The 19,139-nt window shown below is 51.4% G+C and carries 12 protein-coding genes and 1 pseudogene; 9 read left to right on the forward strand and 4 right to left on the reverse strand.

What is annotated here, in order from left to right; translation table 11 throughout:
• Window positions 1-528: 528 nt before the first annotated feature.
• The gene (locus GX466_00145) at window positions 529-1,335 is read right to left on the reverse strand and encodes a methyltransferase domain-containing protein (GenBank protein ID NLH92628.1); all 807 of its coding nucleotides are present in this window, start codon (window positions 1,333-1,335) and stop codon (window positions 529-531) included.
• Window positions 1,336-1,444: 109 nt separating this feature from the next.
• Here GX466_00145 and GX466_00150 point away from each other — a divergent pair, with 109 nt between their 5' ends.
• The 9 genes and pseudogenes from GX466_00150 (at window position 1,445) to GX466_00190 (ending at window position 10,918) form a co-directional block, all read left to right on the forward strand.
• Entirely contained in the window at window positions 1,445-2,302 is an 858-nt protein-coding gene (locus GX466_00150; protein NLH92629.1) for a PHP domain-containing protein, read from the forward strand.
• Window positions 2,287-2,826, forward strand: a complete 540-nt coding sequence (locus GX466_00155) for a hypothetical protein (GenBank protein NLH92630.1) — start codon at window positions 2,287-2,289, stop codon at window positions 2,824-2,826. The genes GX466_00150 and GX466_00155 overlap by 16 nt, the downstream gene beginning before the upstream one ends.
• Window positions 2,823-3,989: a pyridoxal phosphate-dependent aminotransferase gene (locus GX466_00160; protein ID NLH92631.1), complete on the forward strand. Its 1,167-nt coding sequence runs from the start codon at window positions 2,823-2,825 to the stop codon at window positions 3,987-3,989. Before GX466_00155 ends, GX466_00160 begins: the two co-directional genes overlap by 4 nt.
• A 3-nt stretch (window positions 3,990-3,992) precedes the next feature.
• Window positions 3,993-4,817 carry a 2,3,4,5-tetrahydropyridine-2,6-dicarboxylate N-succinyltransferase gene (locus tag GX466_00165; protein ID NLH92632.1) on the forward strand — a complete coding sequence of 275 codons (825 nt, stop codon included), beginning with the start codon at window positions 3,993-3,995 and terminating at the stop codon, window positions 4,815-4,817.
• Window positions 4,801-5,916, forward strand: coding sequence for a pyridoxal phosphate-dependent aminotransferase (locus GX466_00170; protein NLH92633.1), 1,116 nt, complete (start codon window positions 4,801-4,803; stop codon window positions 5,914-5,916). Before GX466_00165 ends, GX466_00170 begins: the two co-directional genes overlap by 17 nt.
• Window positions 5,897-7,483 (forward strand): amidohydrolase, encoded by a 1,587-nt coding sequence (locus tag GX466_00175; protein NLH92634.1) that lies wholly within the window; start codon window positions 5,897-5,899, stop codon window positions 7,481-7,483. Before GX466_00170 ends, GX466_00175 begins: the two co-directional genes overlap by 20 nt.
• 21 nt (window positions 7,484-7,504) lie before the next feature.
• Window positions 7,505-8,884, forward strand: a complete 1,380-nt coding sequence (locus GX466_00180) for an aminomethyl transferase family protein (protein NLH92635.1) — start codon at window positions 7,505-7,507, stop codon at window positions 8,882-8,884.
• 555 nt (window positions 8,885-9,439) lie between these two features.
• Window positions 9,440-9,529 (forward strand): annotated as a pseudogene (locus GX466_00185) (ferredoxin).
• Window positions 9,530-9,880: 351 nt separating this feature from the next.
• The gene (locus GX466_00190; GenBank protein NLH92636.1) at window positions 9,881-10,918 is read left to right on the forward strand and encodes a hypothetical protein; all 1,038 of its coding nucleotides are present in this window, start codon (window positions 9,881-9,883) and stop codon (window positions 10,916-10,918) included.
• 194 nt (window positions 10,919-11,112) lie between these two features.
• On the opposite strand, the gene GX466_00195 is transcribed toward GX466_00190, so the two are convergent.
• The 3 genes from GX466_00195 to GX466_00205 all read right to left on the reverse strand — a co-directional run bounded on the left by GX466_00195 (window position 11,113) and on the right by GX466_00205 (window position 19,013).
• Window positions 11,113-12,261 (reverse strand): FAD-binding oxidoreductase, encoded by a 1,149-nt coding sequence (locus tag GX466_00195; GenBank protein NLH92637.1) that lies wholly within the window; start codon window positions 12,259-12,261, stop codon window positions 11,113-11,115.
• Window positions 12,254-14,332: an FAD-dependent oxidoreductase gene (locus GX466_00200; GenBank protein NLH92638.1), complete on the reverse strand. Its 2,079-nt coding sequence runs from the start codon at window positions 14,330-14,332 to the stop codon at window positions 12,254-12,256. Before GX466_00200 ends, GX466_00195 begins: the two co-directional genes overlap by 8 nt.
• 373 nt (window positions 14,333-14,705) lie before the next feature.
• Complete coding sequence (locus GX466_00205; GenBank protein ID NLH92639.1) at window positions 14,706-19,013, reverse strand: T9SS type A sorting domain-containing protein; 4,308 nt, start codon at window positions 19,011-19,013, stop codon at window positions 14,706-14,708.
• Between the last annotated feature and the right edge of the window lie 126 nt (window positions 19,014-19,139).

Genomic DNA, 19,139 nt, shown 5'->3' on the forward strand with positions numbered 1-19,139 from the left:
GCTTTGGCGGCCTGAAGAAACACTTTGGCTGGAGCAGATCGATCTATATGGGTTTGCAAAACACCTCGAACTATCTGCTTATGGGTGCCATAGCCTTCAACCTCAAGCGTGGCCTGAAGATTTTGCGAACCTGAGATAGGATAGGTCTGCCCGGATTTTGGGAAAACCCAAAAAATGGGCCTCTTGAGAAGGCATTAGAGAGGAAAAACAATCAAAACAGACCAAAAAAGACCTGTCGGGTCAGAAAAGCTTATGTGGAATAGGGTGAATTCATCTCAATTCAAATGCCTGTGCATTATTCAACGGTCTTTAGCAGGGTTGCGAAGTAGCCGGGAAACCCACTGGTAAGCGAAGCGATGTCATCAGGCCATTAAGGCCTTTTTTAAGATCATTTTCCTGCCTCCCGCACAATCGCCGCATTTGATGCGGGGATATGGCGAGGGGCGTTGGAGCGCGATGGTCGAGAGGGTTAAGGACCTGACTGAGGGGAATTATCGGTGGGTAATTGTTTCTGTCGGTCTCGAGGCTTTACCTGTCCGGTTCGGAAGAGAGACGTTTCTGAGCTACGACGATGATTCCGGTTCCGGTTGGGTTGGAAGATTTAAGGTCCAGTCGCATAAGGAGTTCCGCAAGGGGAAAGACGAGCAGGTAATATATTGGCAGGGCCAACAGGATGAGCTTGCTTCGAGCAATCAACTTTAGTGGATGCTTCAGTAGGAGGCGCCAGGCCAGGCTGCCCCAGGTGCCGTAGCTGTAAATGCTTTCGAGGATGGTGAAGCCGCAGGCGCGGAGTTTGTCTTCCAGCTCTGCCTTGTTGTAGCCGGGGCGAACGTGCTCAGAGGTGAATTTGGCCGCCTCATCGGTATCCGAGGGAGTTGAGATGATCAGGATTCCGCCATCCGCCAAAGCTACATTAAAATTGCGTAGCACGGCCTCATCGTCCTGAATATGTTCCAAAATGTCGATCGCGGTTGCCAGGCCATAGGAATTGCGCGGTGTGAAGGTCTGCAAATCCGCCTGCTGCCAGGAAAAGCGGCCGGGGAAGCTCTTTTTAGCATAGCGGGAGAAATCCTCCAGGTAATCACGTTTGAGATCGTTGGCAAAGACTTTGGCGGCGGGATAGTTCTTCAACACATGCCAGGAATACTGGCAGAAACCGGCTCCGGCATCGTAGTAGCGGAATCCACGGTCGGTGGGAAGGTATTGGCGCAGGGCGCGTTTCACATAGCGCTGGCGCAGCAGCAGCAGATCCAGAACGCGGTAGAAAAACACGCGCGCGGCAGGCCAAACCCTGATCAAACTCGCGGCACGGTCTTTGAGTGGATCGTATTCCATCAAAACTCCAATAGTTCGCTTTTCCATTCCCAGCAGACTGGGAACTTGGCATAAAATAATCATTGACGATTTTTGGGGAGCTAGAAATACGTCAATAGAAAAAGAGATTATGATAGTTAAGAATATAGATCCCATCAAGCTCATCAATCTACATTTGCACACCAACGTTTCAGATGGATTGCTCAGTCCAGCACAGCTGGTCAGGCGTGCCCAGCAAATCGGGCTGGACCTGATCTCCATAACAGACCACGACACCGCAGACGCTTATCGGATGCTACCAAAGGACATAGCTCCGCTGCGGATCCTGCCAGGGATGGAGATCAGTTCACAACATGAAGGCTCAGATGTCCATGTTCTCGCCTTCGGGGTCAATCAGGCCTCGCCTTCTCTGGTGGAGATGATGGAAATGTATCTGATCGGCCGGCGCGAACGGGCTGTCCGGATGATTGAAAAACTGGCCGACCTGGGCATGGAAATCACCCTCGAAGAAGTGGTTGCCATATCTGGAAGCCGTGAACTGATCGTGCGTCCGCATATCGCGCAAATCATGGTGGACCGGGGTTATGTGGCCAGCAAGAATGAAGCTTTCGACAAATATATCGGAAACGATCGACCCGCCTTCTCGCCCAAGCCGGAATTCTCCGTTCCAGACGCGATCCGGGTCATCCATGAAGCTGATGGCTTCGCGATTATCGCTCATCCGGGCAAGCTGGAAAAGGAAAGTTACATCGAGGAGTTCATCGCCATGGGCATCGACGGCCTTGAGGTCTGGCATCCGGACCACTATCAGTATCAAATCCAGGCCTATACCGAGATTTGCCAGAACAACGGCCTCTACATGACTGCCGGAAGCGATTTCCACGGCGACCCCGACCGCCACAACCACTTCGATGCCGTTCCAGCCGACAGCTTTATCCTGGAAAGCGTTAACCGCCTTTGGAGGGAATACCTTTGCCGCGTGAGCTGAATATCAATTCCGTTCGGGGGCGCATGCCCGTCCGTTACCGGGTGCCTGTGTTGAGCAGGGTTTTGGGCATTGTTGCCCACATCCTTATCTCCGGCTACTGCATTTTCGTGCTGTTCTCCGTGATCCGCGCCACCAGCCCTTTTCTGATGAAGGTTCTTCCGTTGCTGGTGCTGTTCGTGTCGCTGGACGCTCTCTTCAGGCATTTCACCACGCTGAATTCAGTTATTTTCACCCCGGAATGCCTCTGGTTCCGCTATTTGTTGCTTCCCTCTGTGCCCATCGAATACGAAAAGATTAGCAGCATGGAACTGCGCAAGGTGATAACCTATTACATGTTTCTGGAGTTCACCGACCGCCGGGGGAAAACGCGTGTGCTGAAAAGCCCCGCCTCGTTTCCCAGGATGATGGAGATCATGTACAACATCGCGGACCTGGCCCCGCAGGCAAGGCTGAATGACGAACTGGACAAGATGGTGGGCGTGATCCGCAGAATGAAGGAAAAGCAGAGCGAGGTGGAACAATGAGCTATGATTTTGACCGGATTACCAATCGGCGCGGCAGCGGTTGCTTTAAGTATGACGGCCTGAACATGATCTATGGGCGGGACGATCTGATTTCGCTTTGGGTGGCGGACATGGATTTTCCCGTGGCGCCAGCTATCATGGAAGCCTTGCAAAAGCGGCTCGATCACGGCATCTTTGGCTACAATCTGCGCCTGCCTGTGTTTTACGACACGGTTCTGAACTGGGTGGAAAAGCAGTATGGCTACAAGGCGGACGGCGACTGGATGCTTTCCACGCCTGGAGTGATGCCGGCTGTAAGTCTGGCGGTCACTGTGCTGACTGAGCCCGGCGACGGAGTTCTGATCCAAACCCCGGTTTACCGTCCTTTCCACAACGCGGCTTTGGATCAGGGGCGGGTCTTGCTCACTTCCCCGCTGCTGCTGAAGGATGGGCGCTACGAGATTGATTTTGACGATTTTGAAAGCAAGCTGAAAGGCGCGAAGCTTTTCATCCTCTGCAGCCCCCACAATCCTGTGGGCAGGCTCTGGAGCGAGGCGGAGCTGCGGAAAATGGGCCAGCTTTGCCGTCAGCACGGCGTTACTGTGATCAGCGACGAAATTCACGCCGATCTGGTCTTTGACGGGGCCAAAGCCGTTTCCATCGCGGCTTTGGATGATTTCGCGGATATCACCATCTGCTGTATGTCAGCGGCCAAATCCTTCAACCTGGCCGGACTCGCCACCTCGGTGGTGCTGGTGAAGAACCCTTCTCTGCGCCAGCCTTTGGCTTCCGCCATCGAGAAATACCATCTCTTTATGGGCAACAGCTTCGGCATCGAAGCCACCATCGCCGCTTACCGGGATTCGGAAGACTGGCTGCAAGCGCTTCTGACCTATCTGGAAGGGAACCGGGCCTTTCTGCTTGATGCTTTCGAGAGAGAGCTTCCTCAGTTGAAGATGCTCAAGCCGGAGGCATGCTATCTAGCTTGGATAGATTTTCGCGCTTTGGGCCTCTCAGACAAGGCGATAGCGGACCTGCTGGTAAACAAAGCGAGGCTGGCTCTCGATCCCGGGCTGAAATTCGGAGACGAGGGCGCGGGCTTCCAAAGGCTGAATTTCGGTTGCCCCAGGTCGGTCCTGGCCGAAGCAGTGGACCGGCTTAAAAAAGCCATCAGCGAGGGTTAAACCATGCAAGACGCCATCATTGCCCTATACAACAACAAGCCAGAGGGTTACACTCCCGCGGACAGGTCCCTCTTCGAGGATTTCATCCAAGCTCTGAACGAAGGACGGATCAGGGCCTGCGAGCCTACTGAACAAGGCTGGAAAGTGAACCAGTGGATCAAGATGGGCATCCTGATTGGTTTTCGGATGGGCGAGCTTGCTGAAATCCCCTGGAGCGAACGCAAGAGCTTTTTTGACAAGGATACCCTGCCGGAGAAGGTTTTCACACTCAAGGACCGAGTGCGCCTGGTGCCGGGAGGAAGTTCCGCGCGCAGCGGCTGCTTCGTTGCTCCCGGAGTGGCGGTGATGCCGCCTTCCTTCATCAACATCGGGACATATGTGGACAGCGGCACCCTGGTTGATTCCCACGCCTTGGTGGGGTCTTGCGCGCAGATCGGTAAAAATGTCCATCTCTCAGCCGGGGCCATGATCGGTGGTGTGCTTGAGCCCATCGGTTCCCGCCCTGTGGTGATAGAGGACGACGCTTTCATCGGCGGCAACACTGGCATCTACGAAGGCATTCTAGTCCAGAAGCGGGCTGTGATCGCCTCCGGAACCATCATCACGGCTTCCACGCCAATCTGGGATTCAGTGCGCCAGGAGTTTCTCCAGCGTGACCCTGGCGGCTCTTTCACCGTGCCGGAAGGCGCCGTGGTTGTTCCCGGAAGTAGGCAAATGAAGAATGATCCCAGCTTTCAGGTCTATTGCCCCGTGATCGTGAAATACCGCGACGCCAAGACCGACAACGCCGTGCAGCTCGAGCAGGACCTGCGTGCCGTTTTTGACTGAAGCCAACCGCCTGCAAGGGGTTGAGTTATCCCTCATTCGGCGGATCATGCAGGCTGCGCCACCCGACGCCATCAACCTGGCTTTGGGTGAATTGGGATTTCCCCTGCCTGAGTTTCTGCGTGGCAAAGCGCTGGAACTGCTACGGACTGAAACCCCGGTCTATACTCCCAACGCTGGAATTCCGCTGCTGCGGGAAGCCATAGCCAAACTTCATCCCGACTACACTGCTTCTTCCGTCTGCGTTTGCAACGGAGTGGAGGAAGCCTTGTTCGTAAGCATGCTTGCTCTGCTCAATCCCGGTGACTGCGTAGCCATCCCGGACCCGGATTATCCTGCCTATTTAGCCATCGCCAAGATGCTGGAATGCAAAGTGATAAGACTTCCTTTTGAAAGTGATCTCTCAAGTGTGGATTTTGAGCTGTGGGCCAAGCTGTTAACCGCGGATGTGAAGGCTCTGGTTTTTAGCCATCCATCCAATCCTGCCGGTCATGTCTTTTCTGAAGAGGAGGCTGAACGCTTAGCAAAACTCTGCGCTGAGCTCGGCATCGTCATGATCGTTGACGGGATTTACGATCGGCTTGTTTTTACTGGGTCTGTTCCTGAATTCTACGGACACTCAGCTGGTCTTTTTATACTGGGCGGCATTTCCAAATCCCATTGCATGAGCGGCTGGAGGATTGGTTGGACCTTGGCGCCGCCGGAACTGGCAGAGGCCGTTGTGAAAGCCCGGCAATACGTATCCACCTGCAGCAATTGGCTTTCCCAGCAGCTTGCCATGTACGCTTTGTCAGACGAGGGGTTGGCTGCCTCCCGGGAAGTTTTGGACCAGTTGAAGGCCTGCCGCGAATTAGCTTTAACCAGGCTGAAACCCTGGAGGGAAAAAGTTATGGCTCCCCCGGCCGGACCTTATCTGATGCTGCGCACTCCGGATGACGACCTGCAAGTTTGCCAACACCTTGCGGCCAGAGGCGTTATTTGCGTTCCCGGACGGGCGTTCGGTTCAGTTTCACAGGGCTGGCTGCGGATCAATATCGCTGTGCCGCCAGCCAAGCTGGAAACAGCACTGGAGATTGTAATTAATGAACTATATCTTCACTAACGGACGCCTTCTAACCTGCGAAACACCCGGGGCGATGCTCAACGCCTCGCTGCTGGTGGCGTGGGGCAAAATTGCTGCGATCGGCAGTCTGGATGAATGCAAACGCTTTTCCAAAGAACCTTTCGAGCTCATCGACCTGCGTGGAAACATGCTCCTGCCAGCTTTCACCGACACTCACACCCATTTCACAGAATACGCCAAAAACCGCACACAGATCAATCTGACCGGCTGTGCCAGCATCTCTGAGATCCGTGAACGTTTGGAAAACTATCGAAGGGATTATCCAGAACTTCCGCGTTGGATACTTGGCGGAGGCTGGAACAAGAACATCATCGATGAGCCTCAGTATCTGAACCGCCAACTTTTGGACGAGCTTTTCCCCAACACCCCCACAGCACTATACAGCAAAGACTATCACAGCCGCTGGTGCAATTCAGCAGCCTTGAAAGCTGCCGGAATCACATTTAACAGTCCGGACCCCGCCGGGGGACTGATCCAGAGGGATTATGCCGGTCATCCAACCGGGATTCTAGTGGAAACCGCTTCGGAAGGGCTGGAAAAGTTCATCGAGCCGCTTTCCGACGAGCAAACCTTCCGCTGTTTGGAGCAGGCTGCCCGAGAAATCCACAAACTTGGCCTGGTGAGCGTTCACAGCATGGAAGTCCCTGCCGGGGCCAGGGTTTTGGAGGCTTTTTGCTCCCAAAGCCAGCTGCTGAGGGTCTGCCGTCATTTCTATCTGGATGAGTTCCCTGGCATTCGGGATTCCGGCCAGCACACAGGCAGCGGCGACAACTGGCTTCGCCTGGGCGGCTTAAAGCTTTTTGCTGATGGTTCCCTGGGTTCACAGACAGGTGCGATTTTCGTAGAATATCCCCATTCAAAAGGCAATCGCGGCATCCTGCGCCACAGCGAGGAAGAGATCTTTGCCCTGGCCAAACAAGCCGCGGAACACGGATTTTCCTGCCTGGTCCATGCCATCGGCGACCGCGCTGTGTTCACTGTAATTCAGGCCCTGCTGCGCTTGCGTCAAAGCGGAATAAAGCCCCCAAGCCCTTTCAGGATCGAGCATTTGCAGTCCATCCGGTCTCAGGATATCCCACTATTGAAGGAATGCGGAGCCTGCTGCTCCATCCAGCCCGTGCATTTGGCCAACGATGTGGACATGATAGAAGACCACTGGTGCCAGATAAAAAACGAGGCCTATAGTTTCAGGTCAATCTTCGACGCCGGCATACCGGTGAGTTTCGGTTCTGACGCCCCCATCGAGACGATCAGTCCCTTCTCTGGCATCTACAGCGCTGTGGAACGCAGAAAGAATCTGGACCCGCGTGAGCCATCCTGGTTGCCGGAGCAGCGCATCAGCGCACATGAGGCCATCTATGCCTACACCTTGGGCGCGGCGAAAGCATCCGGAGCGGAAGGCTGGACAGGTTCCCTCACTCCGGGCAAGGTGGCGGACCTGATCGTCCTGCGGGATTTCACGGCACTTCCTCCGGATTACTGGCTGGAAGCGTCGGCGCTGCTCACCATGCTGGACGGGCGCATAGTTTTCAGAGATAACATATAAAATACATACAAGGAGTCAAACATGGCTAAATTAGGATTCGATTTCCCGGCAACGCCGCGTAGGACCTTTCTCTACGAACTAGAGGAAAACTGGTATCTGCCCCTGTTGGCGCAAAAGAAGGGCCTGCCCCTCCAGGATATCAAACGCAGCAACTTTGGCGAATACAGCATGGCGGTGAACTACCTCACCTCCGTATTGGATGAGGCAGCCGCCATCAACAATCTGGCTATCTACAACATCGATCATATGGGCCAGATCCTCTTCACCGGAAAGGACGCTCCCGCGTTGTTGGACCGTGCCCTGGCAGGCCGCATGAGCGACATGAAGATCGGCGCATGCAAATACACCCTGCTGCTGAACGAACAAGGCGGAGTGCAGGATGACATGATCTTCATGCGCCTTTCGGAAACGGAATTCATTGCCGTGATCAACGCCGGTCACGACATCACTGACAATGTGAACGGCCAGGAACTGATCGCTGACATCGACCGCATCATGGCCTGCAAACTGGATGGGGAAGAGGTGGAAGCCACCGATATTTCAGACCAGTTGGTGAAAGTGGACATCCAGGGCCCTCTCTCCTACAAGCTTATCAAACAGATTTACGGCGCTGAAGTGCTCAAAAACCGCAATAACCCGGAAAAGAACATGAGCTTCTTCACCTTCAATAAATTCGAGCGCAACGGTGCCCGCTACCTGATTAGCCGCACCGGCTACACCAATCGTTGGGGCTGGGAACTCTATCTGCCCGTGGCCAATGCGGCGGAGGATTTTAAAAAGATCGTGAGCCTGGCTTTGGATTTGGGCGGATTGCTGGTTGGCCTTGGCGGCCGTGATGAAAACCGCATTTCCGCTGGTCCCTTTGGTCTGCCTCTGATGGGCAGCGAGTATGACCCTGAGCACAATCCCATCCACGCTCCGCTCTTCGACGCTGCGGTAGATATGACCAAACCGGACTTTATGGGAAAGGCCGCTCTGGAAAAGGGTTTCGCGGCTAATCCCCGCAAAGCCCTGATCCTCTTTGTATCAGAAGGCATCGCCACGAACCGCCGGGTTTTCAAGGACGGTATCTGCCTCGGCACAGTGACTTCCAGCATCAACTCCCCCAATCTATCACTGGAGCAACGTTTGGCTCTCGGTTCCAAACGCCGGAATGTGAACACGGAGGACGGAAATGCCGCCATTGGCCTTGCCTGGCTCTATGAGAATCCCTTCCAGAAGGATGCCGAAGGCAAATTCATCTCCCATGAGAACGAGCTTCCCATCCGCATCCCGGTTCAGCTCTTCCGGGTGGATGAAGCCGGGAATGCAAGCGGTTCTCCGATGGTGGCTTATCTGACCCTGGAGGGCGTTTCTACCGCCACCGCGCCCAAAGCCCTGAAAAATATCGAGAACCTCTAAGCGCCACAACAACAATACGTTAAACCGCGCCCGAATCCTTAACCTGGTATTCAGGCCGGTTTTTTGTATGCAGGATTTTTGGCTGGGCAGGTATTATCTGTAGAATCATCCAATCCCAAGGAGGAAGACATGAAACCGAGACTCATCTTGATCGCCTGCCTAACCCTGATGGCCGGACTGCTCAGCGCCCAGAACATCTTCGGCGCTTTCCAGATCTACACCGAGCCAATAGGCGCCACGATCACTCTGTATGGTACCAATCAATATCTGGGGTCCACTCCCAGCCAAGCCATCCCCATCACAATGGACCAATACATGACCTATAACTGGGGCGTTCCCGGCCGTGTTTTTGACCTTCTGATCTCCAAACCGGGCTACATTCCGATACGCTATCAAATCTTCGTTCCCTACAACGCCAGGTATCAATGGGATGCCCTGCGCAATCCCACCGTCTTCCATTTCGACCTTCAGAGGCAGCCGATGCATCCCCATCCCCATTGGCCGCATTGGAACCACAACACCCATTATTACTTTATCGATCCCTGGCCCGGCCCGGGACATGGTCACGGTTGGCATGGCCACGGTCACGGTCACGGCCATAGACCCAAACCCGGACACGGAAACAACCATGGCGGTCATGGCCACGACGATGACGGACCGGGTCACAAACCACCTTCCGGCGGACACGCCGGCCATCCCAGACCCTGAGTGTGAAGCTCTCTGCTGCTCACGCAACCTCCCTCAACAGCCACCTCCAACTCCCGGGGGTGGCTTTTTTTTGCCCTTGACAAACGGAGTTATGGCTTGAATATTGCATCTATTAAAAACGGATTATTATGTGACCGATCCTTGGCGTGGTTCGTGTTTCATCTGTCCCAGCCTTGGATTGCTGCGGTTCCGCCCTTCGTTTTCCAGATGTTAAAACGATCTTTTTTTGCAGGATTTGGGATTAGCCTTGTATAAACTATAGAAATATAACTCCCAAGGGAGGAAAAAATGAAAACCAGATTATTGCTCGTCGTCTGCCTGCTTCTAACTGCGGGCCTGTTAAGCGCCTATGACCTTTATGGCGCGTTTCAGATCAAAACCTCGCCCAAGGGCGCGGACGTGAACCTTTCCGAGATAGACCTCTACCTTTGTTCCACGCCCAGTCCCGTCTATCCGGTCTTCATGGATGAATACATGGAGCTAAGGGAAGGCATCCCCGGCCGCGTGATCAGGGTTATCATCAGCAAGGAAGGTTACATTCCCATCGAAAAGGATCTGTTTGTGCCTTTCCTTTACTCGAGCCAGAGGATGGCCCTGGATTATCCCACGGTCTTCAATTTCCGGCTTAAACGCGACAGGGGTGGTAGCTACATCAATATCTGCAACTATTATGCCTACAACTACTACCGGCCCCGCCCCGTGTATTATTATTACTATCCAGGCTACTATTGGTATCCGCCCCCTCCCGGCGGCTATCTGCCTCATCCTCCAGGCTGGACTCCTCCCAGTCCCCCTCCCGGCGGTGGTCACGGCGGCCATCCCGGATATCCCGGCAGCCATGGCGGCGGAGGGGTCAACCCTCCCGGTGGTGGAGGACATCCTGGCAGCCACGGAGGTAGCGGAGGCCATCCCGGTAGTCATGGCGGAGGTGGAGGCGGAAACGATTCCGGAATCACCCCTCCCGGCGACGGACATGGCGGCAGTCACGGTTCCGATCCCGGCAGCGGCGGATACACCCCTCCCAGTGGCGGTTTCGGTAGCGGGGGCAACTACCCCACTCCGGGCAGTGTTTCTACCGAGAAATCCCGTCCGAGCGGAAACACCGGTGGCGGCATCAAAGTGGAAAAACAGAAGCCGATTTACATTCCCAGCGTCGGGAACAACGACAAAACTGAAAAAGTCAAACCTAATTCTACTCCCAGCAACGGAAAGAGCGGCTCGGTTGAGAAAGCCAAGCCCAACGAAAAGGAGAAGCCCGAAAAAGAAGAAAAGCAGGAGCAACCCCTGGATATTTTCCGCAAGCTAACAGGACGCATCAGAAAGTAAGCAAGTAACAGAGCCAGATAATAGCACAGAGCGGCCCAATCCGGCCGCTCTTTTTCATTTGGCCGTTAAGGCCTTGTCTTTAGTCACTTGCGCGCCTCCTGTATAATAGCCGCATTCGATGCGAGTATCTCGCGGGAGGCGGGGGAGAGGGATGGACGCGACCGCTAAGGACCAGTAAAGCCTCGCGGAGAGCCCTATTTGAAGGCTTCCATGCCACTGAAATCACGGTTAGGATCAAAGCTCTCCAGTTCGCGGAGGTCTTCGGGAGTGAGTTCATCCAGGCAGATTCGGGCGAGCAGTTCTGCCAGTCCGGGGCCCAGCATGAATCCCTGGCCGCACATGCCCACGGCGTTGACAAGGTTGGCGCCCACCCTGCCCACGATGGGGAAACCGTCAGGGGTCATGGGATACTGTCCACGCCAGGTGCGGCGCACTTTCAGATGCCTGAGGCGGGGATAGACTTCCAGCATGCGTTTGCTGCAGAGGGGCAGAAACTTGGAGGTGCTGCGGTTGTCGATGCCCAGGACGGGTGGATCGGGGGTGATGCAGAAAACCACCTGCCCTTCGTGATTCTGGTAAAAGTAGAAGTTGGCAGAGCCGGGGCGCTTGCGCATGTCCACCACCATCGGACCCATGAAGGGGGCGACGGGTTCAGTGATTCCCGCTTCATGGTTGTCTGGATGCACGGGCAGATCGAGCCCGGCCATGGCGCCAATTTCCCGGGCGTGGTTGCCCGCGGCGTTGATCACGGTTCCAGCCGTGTAGCTGTCTTTGTCGGTGCGAACTTTGGCAATTCTATCGCCGGACATTTCGAAGCCCAGCACCTTTTCGCCGAAACGGAAGTCCACTCCGGCTCTGAGGGCATGGAAATAGTAAGCGGAACCCGTCAACAAGGACGAACAGCTTCCGTCCTCTGCTGAATAGGTGGAACCGCGCAGGCCGTCCATGTTGATGCCAGGCACCAGTTCGTTGTATTCCTGCGGGCCGACCCAGCGTATGTGCAGGCCGAATCCAAGCTGGACCCGCATCAGGTCCTTGAGTATCTTTTCGTCCGCTTCGGTGTAGGCGGGATAGCTGTAGCCGTTGCTCATCCAGCCGATGTCTTCGCCGTATTGTTCCTTCCAACCGCTCAGGATCTGGATGGAGCGCAGGCAAACGCTCATCTTGCCAAAATCGCTGTGGGTGGCCCTCACGCCGCCGATGGCTTTTTTATTGTTGCCCTGCCCGGGGGCGCTTTCAGCTTCCAGAACCAGCACCTTCAGGCCTTTGGAGGCAAGCTCCAGAGCGGCTGGAACTCCAATAGAGCCAGCTCCGATGATCACGATGTCATAGCTTTTACTCATCGCTGCCTCCATCAGGAAACTTATCCAGCGGAACTTCCACGAAAACGGGGCGTTTGGTGTTTGGGACCACATTTTCCACCGGGATGCCCTCTTCGCGCAGGAGGCCCCGGATGAGGGTATCGCAGGTTTTGGCGCCACAGGGCCCCATGCCCGCGCGGGTGATGGCTTTGATCTGGTTGAGGTTGGTGATGCCGCTTTGGATGAGGCGGCGCACTTCGCCCACGCTCACCCTTTCGCAGAGGCAAATCATGGAATCGTCAGCCAACTTCTCCGGAATCACCAGCTGGGGCAGGGCTTGGCCGACTTCCGCGGGTTGCGCCCTGAAGGAGGCGACGCGTTTGGCGATGGCCTTCGGGACCTTTACCTTTATCAGTTGGGTATGACGGTTTGGCATGTCCAGAACGGCGTTTATAGGATATTCACCCAACGGATTGCCGTCGATATCCACAAGTTCTATGGTGTCGCCAGTTTGTTTGGTCAGGTTGATAATTTCGTAGGGAACGGTGACGGTGGGGTTTTCCGGATCCTGGCGGAAATCAACCAGCGTGATGGCCAGGCCGGGGCAGATCAGCAGGCATTTGTTGCAGCCGATGCATGCGCCGTCGTAAATTGGCAGGGACAGCAGGCTGCCGTCCTCGGTGCGGATGGAATTTGTGGGACAGACCGTTGTGCAGGGGTTGCAGGGGATTTCCTGAAGGCAGTGGATAACGGGGAAAACACCGCTTTCCGGCAGGCCCTGCTGGTAGCCTTTGATTTGGCCGGGATGGGATTTGAGCACCTCGGCTTTGGCAAGCCAGTCCGCTGGAACAGGCCCGATTTCCTCGTGGCCGCAGTCTTTGGCGATTGTGAGTCCGGCGATTTTACCGTTGAACATGGCGGAGGAAGCTTCCGCGATTTCCAGCGCGTCTCCGGCAGCGTAAACCGGAATTCCGGCTTCCATGGCTTCCTGGGTGAATTCGGAAAGCGAATCGAGGCCCACGGCGATCAGGATGGTATCGCAGGCGAAGCTCTTTTCCGTGCCGGGCTTAATCCGGAACTTATCATCCACCTCGGCGATGGTTACGCTCTCCACGGTTTCGGTGCCATTGGCGCTGAGGATGCTGTGGGAAGTGTAGATGGGCACGCCGAGACGCTTGAGCTTGTCCGTGTGGACTTTGTAGCCTCCGCATCGGGGCATGGCTTCAGCCAAGCCTACCACCTCGATTCCGGCTTGCAGGGCATGATAGCCGGCGATGAGGCCGACGTTGCCGCCACCGATTATGAAGAGCCGGTTGGTGGGGCGGATGAGGTCGCGGTTCACCAGGGTCTGAAAAGCGCCCGCTCCGTAAATCCGGGCCAGATTGTTGCCGGTGAAGCGGAGGAACTTTTCCCTGGCCCCGGCGGCGTTCAGAATCCTCTGGGGTGAAATTATCTTGTAAATGCCATCCTTGAGGATGCCAACCTTTTTGTCGCTGAAAATGAAGAGGGCGGTGCTGTTCAGCCAGATCTTCACAGAGGGATGGGTAGCCACCTCGGCGGCCAGAAGCTTGCCGATGTCGTGTCCGCGCACTCCGGCGTGGCTGTCTTCCTCGCTGCCGAAGAATTTATGGGTCTGCAAAACCAGTTTGCCGCCCAGGGTGTGTTTTTCGTCGATAAGTAAAGTATCGATGCCGTGTTTGCCCAGTTCGATGGCCGCGGCAAGTCCGGAAGGGCCTCCGCCGATGATCAGAACCTCGCAGGCGACCTGTTCGATGGCGGGACGCTGCACAATGACAGGGCTTTCCGGCAAGGCGGGCAGGCCTTCTGCGGAACGGACCTCCATTCCGGGGGTGACCAGGGTCATGCAGGATTTCACGGCCACGCCGTTTGCGATAACTGTGCATTTGGCACACTGGCCGTTGGCGCAGAAAATGCCCTGGGCGCTGCCGTCCTTGTGGTGATGGCCAAAAACGCTGATCCCGTTCGCAATGAGAGCGGAGGAGATCATCTCACCCTGCTTGGCGGTGAGGGGCTTGCCGTTGAAAGTGAAAAGAACATCCTCCCGCTCCGGGACGGAGAGGATCGGATGCTTGTCGAGCCGATGGTTTTCCATCAATGGAAAAGCTCCTTGGAAAGATTAATTGTGTTTCAAAAAGTTTCAGAGGCCGTTCGTGTCAAGCAAAAGCTGGTTCTGGCATTCCCCCATTTTTTACACCAGCATGATTTTCACTTGCCCTGATTCGATCAGATCAGCTCATTGCGGAAACTTGTCAAAAATTTAAGTACATAATCCTTTGGGTAAGGTGAAGAATCGGATTCAATTTATTCAGAGTCTATTCTTTTATCCTGAGTCTATTCTGATATGCGGTTCTATTTAGTATTACGCAAAGGTTTTGGGAAGTGCAGAAACAGCATATAATATGTTTTATGAAAACGAGCCCAAATCATATCATTCGGGCTCGTTCATTATAGATGGGATTATCCTGCTACTTCATAAGCATTGCCTTCCGAATCGAGGTTTTGCCTCCCGATTCCAGCTTGATAAGGTAGATACCGGAACCCACATAACAATTGTTTGAGTCCTTACCGTCCCAAACCAGCCTATGATTACCACGCTTCATTTCAGTATTGAGCAAGTCCTTTATTTTCTGACCTTTAATATTGTAGATAGACACTATGACTTTCTCGGTCTCGGGGATACTGAATACTATCGTTGTTGAAGGGTTGAACGGATTTGGGTAATTACTTTGGATTAGAGGAATCGGTGCAATATTAGACACATATTCCGGATCGTTTTGATGTAAAACTCGGTTGTATTTTTCCCAATTTTCTCTATGCATCACATCAAACACATGTATATCTGGATACTGATATTGGGTATATTTAGTCGTAAGCGGACGCTTATCATCCTCCATTGCCGCCAGTTGAAGTACAATTTCCAAACCCAAAACAGCTCTTAACGAATCAAGTTCACTGACAGGGTTGTCAATGCGAAGTTGAATGAGATCAACGGCAGCCTGGAAGTCCTTATTAAGCACGAATACTTTAGTCAGGTATTCCTTGATGAGGGCACTTAGGCTTGGATTATCAATAGCGTATTGAATAGCTTTTGTGTCGAAATAGTCTGTCAGTTCAAAATCTGGATTAGGAATCATCATTGTGCTGCGATACAAGCCGTCGATAGCAGTCGTTACGTATGTTTTCTCTTCTTCTAATTGTTCATCGATGATAGATTTGTAGGTTAGTGCTGCCAACTCGTACATTTCCTGAGACTCATACCCGAGAGCTATGAAAAGTCTGTCACCTTCATGAGGCGGTGCTGGCATGGAAGGTGATGGATCATATCTGTCTATATAGACATAGTCAACATAGGCTGGATCATTAAAAGTGACCTGATTGTCCTGGAACCAGTTTTTACTGGCGTCGATTTTGAAGTCTGGAGTTACTGGGAAGTCATAATAGTTGGAATCGAAGCTGAAATCTATGGCATTAATACCCGTGGAATTATCTGAAAGATGATAGAAATCGTTGTGTCCAGTGAATAGCTGAATCGTAGATTCATAGGGCATGGTATCGTAGAAAACGATATTGTCACTATGATTCATAAAGACATTATTCGCATTGTAACTTAGGTTCAGATTTGAGCCAGCATGATTGACAATGCCTGAGTTATTGCGATTGAAGTAGTTTGCATTCAACCGATGATTAGAGATTAGGCTTTCAATTCCGATTTCACACTTGTAAAAGTTAGATTCGGAAAAACTTGATTCATTATCGTTGCCACTGGGAAGAGAACACTCGGTGAATATACCTTGTTCCAAATTACGGAAGTTGCTTTTGGATATAGTCGGAGATGAGGCTATAAGATACATTCCAGTTCCTTGTTTGCCTGTCCGAGTGTTGGTGAAGGTACACTGTTTGATATATGCGTAATTTTTATTGTTATAAAGTTGTATACCTATATCGCAATTGACATAGCGACATTCTGAAATCGAATCTGTAGCACAAGGAATTGAAGATTTGTATATCCCGTAGGACAGGTTTTGAAAATCAATGTTGCTGATGTAAACTGGGTTTTTCATGTTATCAAGACGAATACCTTTGGATGTTTGATTCGATGTTCCGTAAAACCCTCTGTTGGTTTCCGTGCTGACAATCTCAGTCTGATATCCCGTAACTCTATTCTCGAGCAACAGTCCCCATGAATTCTCTGGAATATTAAAGCAGCTATTGGAGATAAACAGGTTGGAATTGATCACTGTATGGTAATCCGCGTTTGAAATGATGGCATTGTTGATAGTAACCAGGCTTGATTCATTTACCCGAATACCTGCCCATCTGGGTGAACTATCATAATTATTCATTGATCCACCATTAATAGTAAGTAACCCTCCATTTACTTCGATTTTTGAACCTTGACCCCATGTACATACGGCATTGTCAAGTATCAGGCTGCCATTCTGAGATACAATGATGCTAGCCCCATCTTCTATGATAACATCACCTCGTAACGTATATGACGCACCATCCCCTACATTTATCACAGAATTGCTTAGTATTCTTGTTGTTGTGCCGCTATCAGTTACAACATTGACACCGTGCAGAATGCTTACAGTACCAGTTATTACCGATTTATTTGATAAAATAGAGTTCACCGATACCTCTTGAGGAAGAGTGCCGCACATCTCAAGCAGTTTACCGTCGCCTGGGCCTATACTCACTCTAATGTCTGTTCCCTCCTTTCTAAACACCTGTCCATCATAAGGATCAAATAAACATATATGAGTTCCAAAATGACCTTCTGCTTCTATAGAAGGTACAAAAACTACAGTTTGACTGGGTACATCTTGAAAGTTACTATCCACAGGCAGTTGTACGACTGTGTTTTCGTTTTCAATTCGTTTAACAGCACGGCGGTTGACCAACATAAAACTTGGAGAAAGTTGGTCATCATTGTAGTAACCGCATTGCACAAAGCCATCATAGAAGATCCATGGAAGCGTAGGGTTACATTCACCAGATGGAGAATCGGGACCAAGCACCCTAAGATCATCTAATAAGAAAGGACTTACAGCAACTCCTTCACTGCCACCATTGGTCATCAAGCAGTCTGCATCAATCCAATGGAGTTTTTTTAAACAGGGTCCATATACAGCAATTTTACTGTTTGCTTCTGTCAAGTTTTCAAAAGATGAGTCATCATCTGGAACGCGTATGTTATTGTAGCCAAGTGAATATTTTAAAGGCGCCAGAATACGATATTGTGAACCAGTTTCTCCATGTGGGTCATCACCGGCAAGAAGGACATAATCCAAAATGCCATCTGCCGAATAACAGAGGGGTAAGAGCTGTAGGCACTTATTCATACTCCTGGGGGGCTTAAAATATCTCCAATAGTCAACATCATCTGATGAGTCTACGACAAACTCCCCGAATATTTGGGGTATGTAGACAATTTCAGTTTCCCTAACAGTTGGTTTGATGTTGTGCCTGACTGCCTTAGCTATCTTCTTGTATGTATTTGTTACTATATTATCTATCAATTTCTGTACTGACAACGAATCAATTTCATTGTTCCATTGGATAAGTTCATTCTTGTTCCATTCCTGAAGAGGATAAGCATCCACTGCAATGGTCTTGGGTTTTGCCCGGGACAAAAAATTTAGGTAATGATTATATTGATTACCATTTGGTTTAATTATGTTACAATCATTAAGGTTAACTGCCGTGATTATTTTCAGGTTATCCAGGCCATAATTATTTTCCAAGTAACTCTCTACTTTATCATACATTGAAAACTGTCCCTGGAATGGTTCATCTTTAGTATAGAAGTAACGAATGTTATTGCTGTTCATGAGGGATCTTATCTGTGCCAATCTTGCGTCCATCATAGCTAACATGTCCATGTCTACATTGGGAGACTCATTTAACTTCAACCTTGCTTGACGATGATAATAGTCTTCTAAGACAATGTAGTCTATTTCCATTCGTCCATTGCCATGCCAGTAAACTTCGGGATTTATATGGCGGAAGTAATCTCCAGGATTTTTACGGACCAGCAGACTGTCATAATCAGATTCCGTATTGTTATGAACATTAGGGTCAGGAAACTCAATGTAGTACTCAAATAGTATGTTTCTTCCATACTTTTCATCATCTCTCGGAACGCTACTATAAGCATTATTATAGATTGTTGTCCCTACTTCTGGGTTGACAGGATGCAGTTGAAACTCGTAATATTTATCATTATCGGGGTCAATTGTATAATCCATGTACTGGTTGTCGTTATCTAAAACATTCTTTAATACTTTCAGCCTTATAGTGGCAACTTCTTCCCCGACAGCAAGGCTATCGAATTTCATGGCAACCGTTAAATACAATCTGTTGTAATTAATAGCTTCACTGTAGAACTTAAGATCGTTACCTATTGATCTGGGATATCGATGATTTGGGACTGTCCAGCGAAATCTGGGGTTTGATAATGCAAGTCCTGCAACGTGACCTAATCCTTCATCACAACGCCAAGCGTACTTGTTTGAATGAGCCCCTTGAACTGGTGGTCTATATCCACAAGCTGCAGCATGAGCAAAAATGTAATTGTAGTAATCACCCACGCCAGTATCGCCTTCCTCAGTTTCGTCAATAGGATCGGTTGTATGTGGATCAGGCTCGAATACTCCTGATGTATCATGAAAGCTATACTTATATTCAGCTTCCATTTTTAGAGAGTTACCGTAAGTTAACCTGTAGATGCCTATCTGTTGATCATTAAGGTTCCAACATCTATCTTCCAAGATAGTTTCAACTTCATTTGGTAGTGTCTCAAAGGTTGGTGTAAAATAGGGTGAGCCTAATGAAGAAAAAGGTTGAGCCGGATCCCACTCTTTGTTTTGATGGTTTAAACCAAAAAACTACCAGAC

Source organism: Candidatus Cloacimonadota bacterium (assembly GCA_012516855.1).
In the GTDB taxonomy this organism is placed as follows: domain Bacteria; phylum Cloacimonadota; class Cloacimonadia; order Cloacimonadales; family Cloacimonadaceae; genus Syntrophosphaera.

What these genes read in the sequence shown, in the direction of transcription:
- GX466_00145 (NLH92628.1), bottom strand. Translation starts at nt 1,335, where the DNA reads ATGGAATACGATCCACTCAAAGACCGTGCCGCGAGTTTGATCAGGGTT.
- GX466_00150 (NLH92629.1), top strand. Translation starts at nt 1,445, where the DNA reads ATGATAGTTAAGAATATAGATCCCATCAAGCTCATCAATCTACATTTG.
- GX466_00160 (NLH92631.1), top strand. Translation starts at nt 2,823, where the DNA reads ATGAGCTATGATTTTGACCGGATTACCAATCGGCGCGGCAGCGGTTGC.
- GX466_00165 (NLH92632.1), top strand. Translation starts at nt 3,993, where the DNA reads ATGCAAGACGCCATCATTGCCCTATACAACAACAAGCCAGAGGGTTAC.
- GX466_00175 (NLH92634.1), top strand. Translation starts at nt 5,897, where the DNA reads ATGAACTATATCTTCACTAACGGACGCCTTCTAACCTGCGAAACACCC.
- GX466_00180 (NLH92635.1), top strand. Translation starts at nt 7,505, where the DNA reads ATGGCTAAATTAGGATTCGATTTCCCGGCAACGCCGCGTAGGACCTTT.
- GX466_00190 (NLH92636.1), top strand. Translation starts at nt 9,881, where the DNA reads ATGAAAACCAGATTATTGCTCGTCGTCTGCCTGCTTCTAACTGCGGGC.
- GX466_00195 (NLH92637.1), bottom strand. Translation starts at nt 12,261, where the DNA reads ATGAGTAAAAGCTATGACATCGTGATCATCGGAGCTGGCTCTATTGGA.
- GX466_00200 (NLH92638.1), bottom strand. Translation starts at nt 14,332, where the DNA reads ATGGAAAACCATCGGCTCGACAAGCATCCGATCCTCTCCGTCCCGGAG.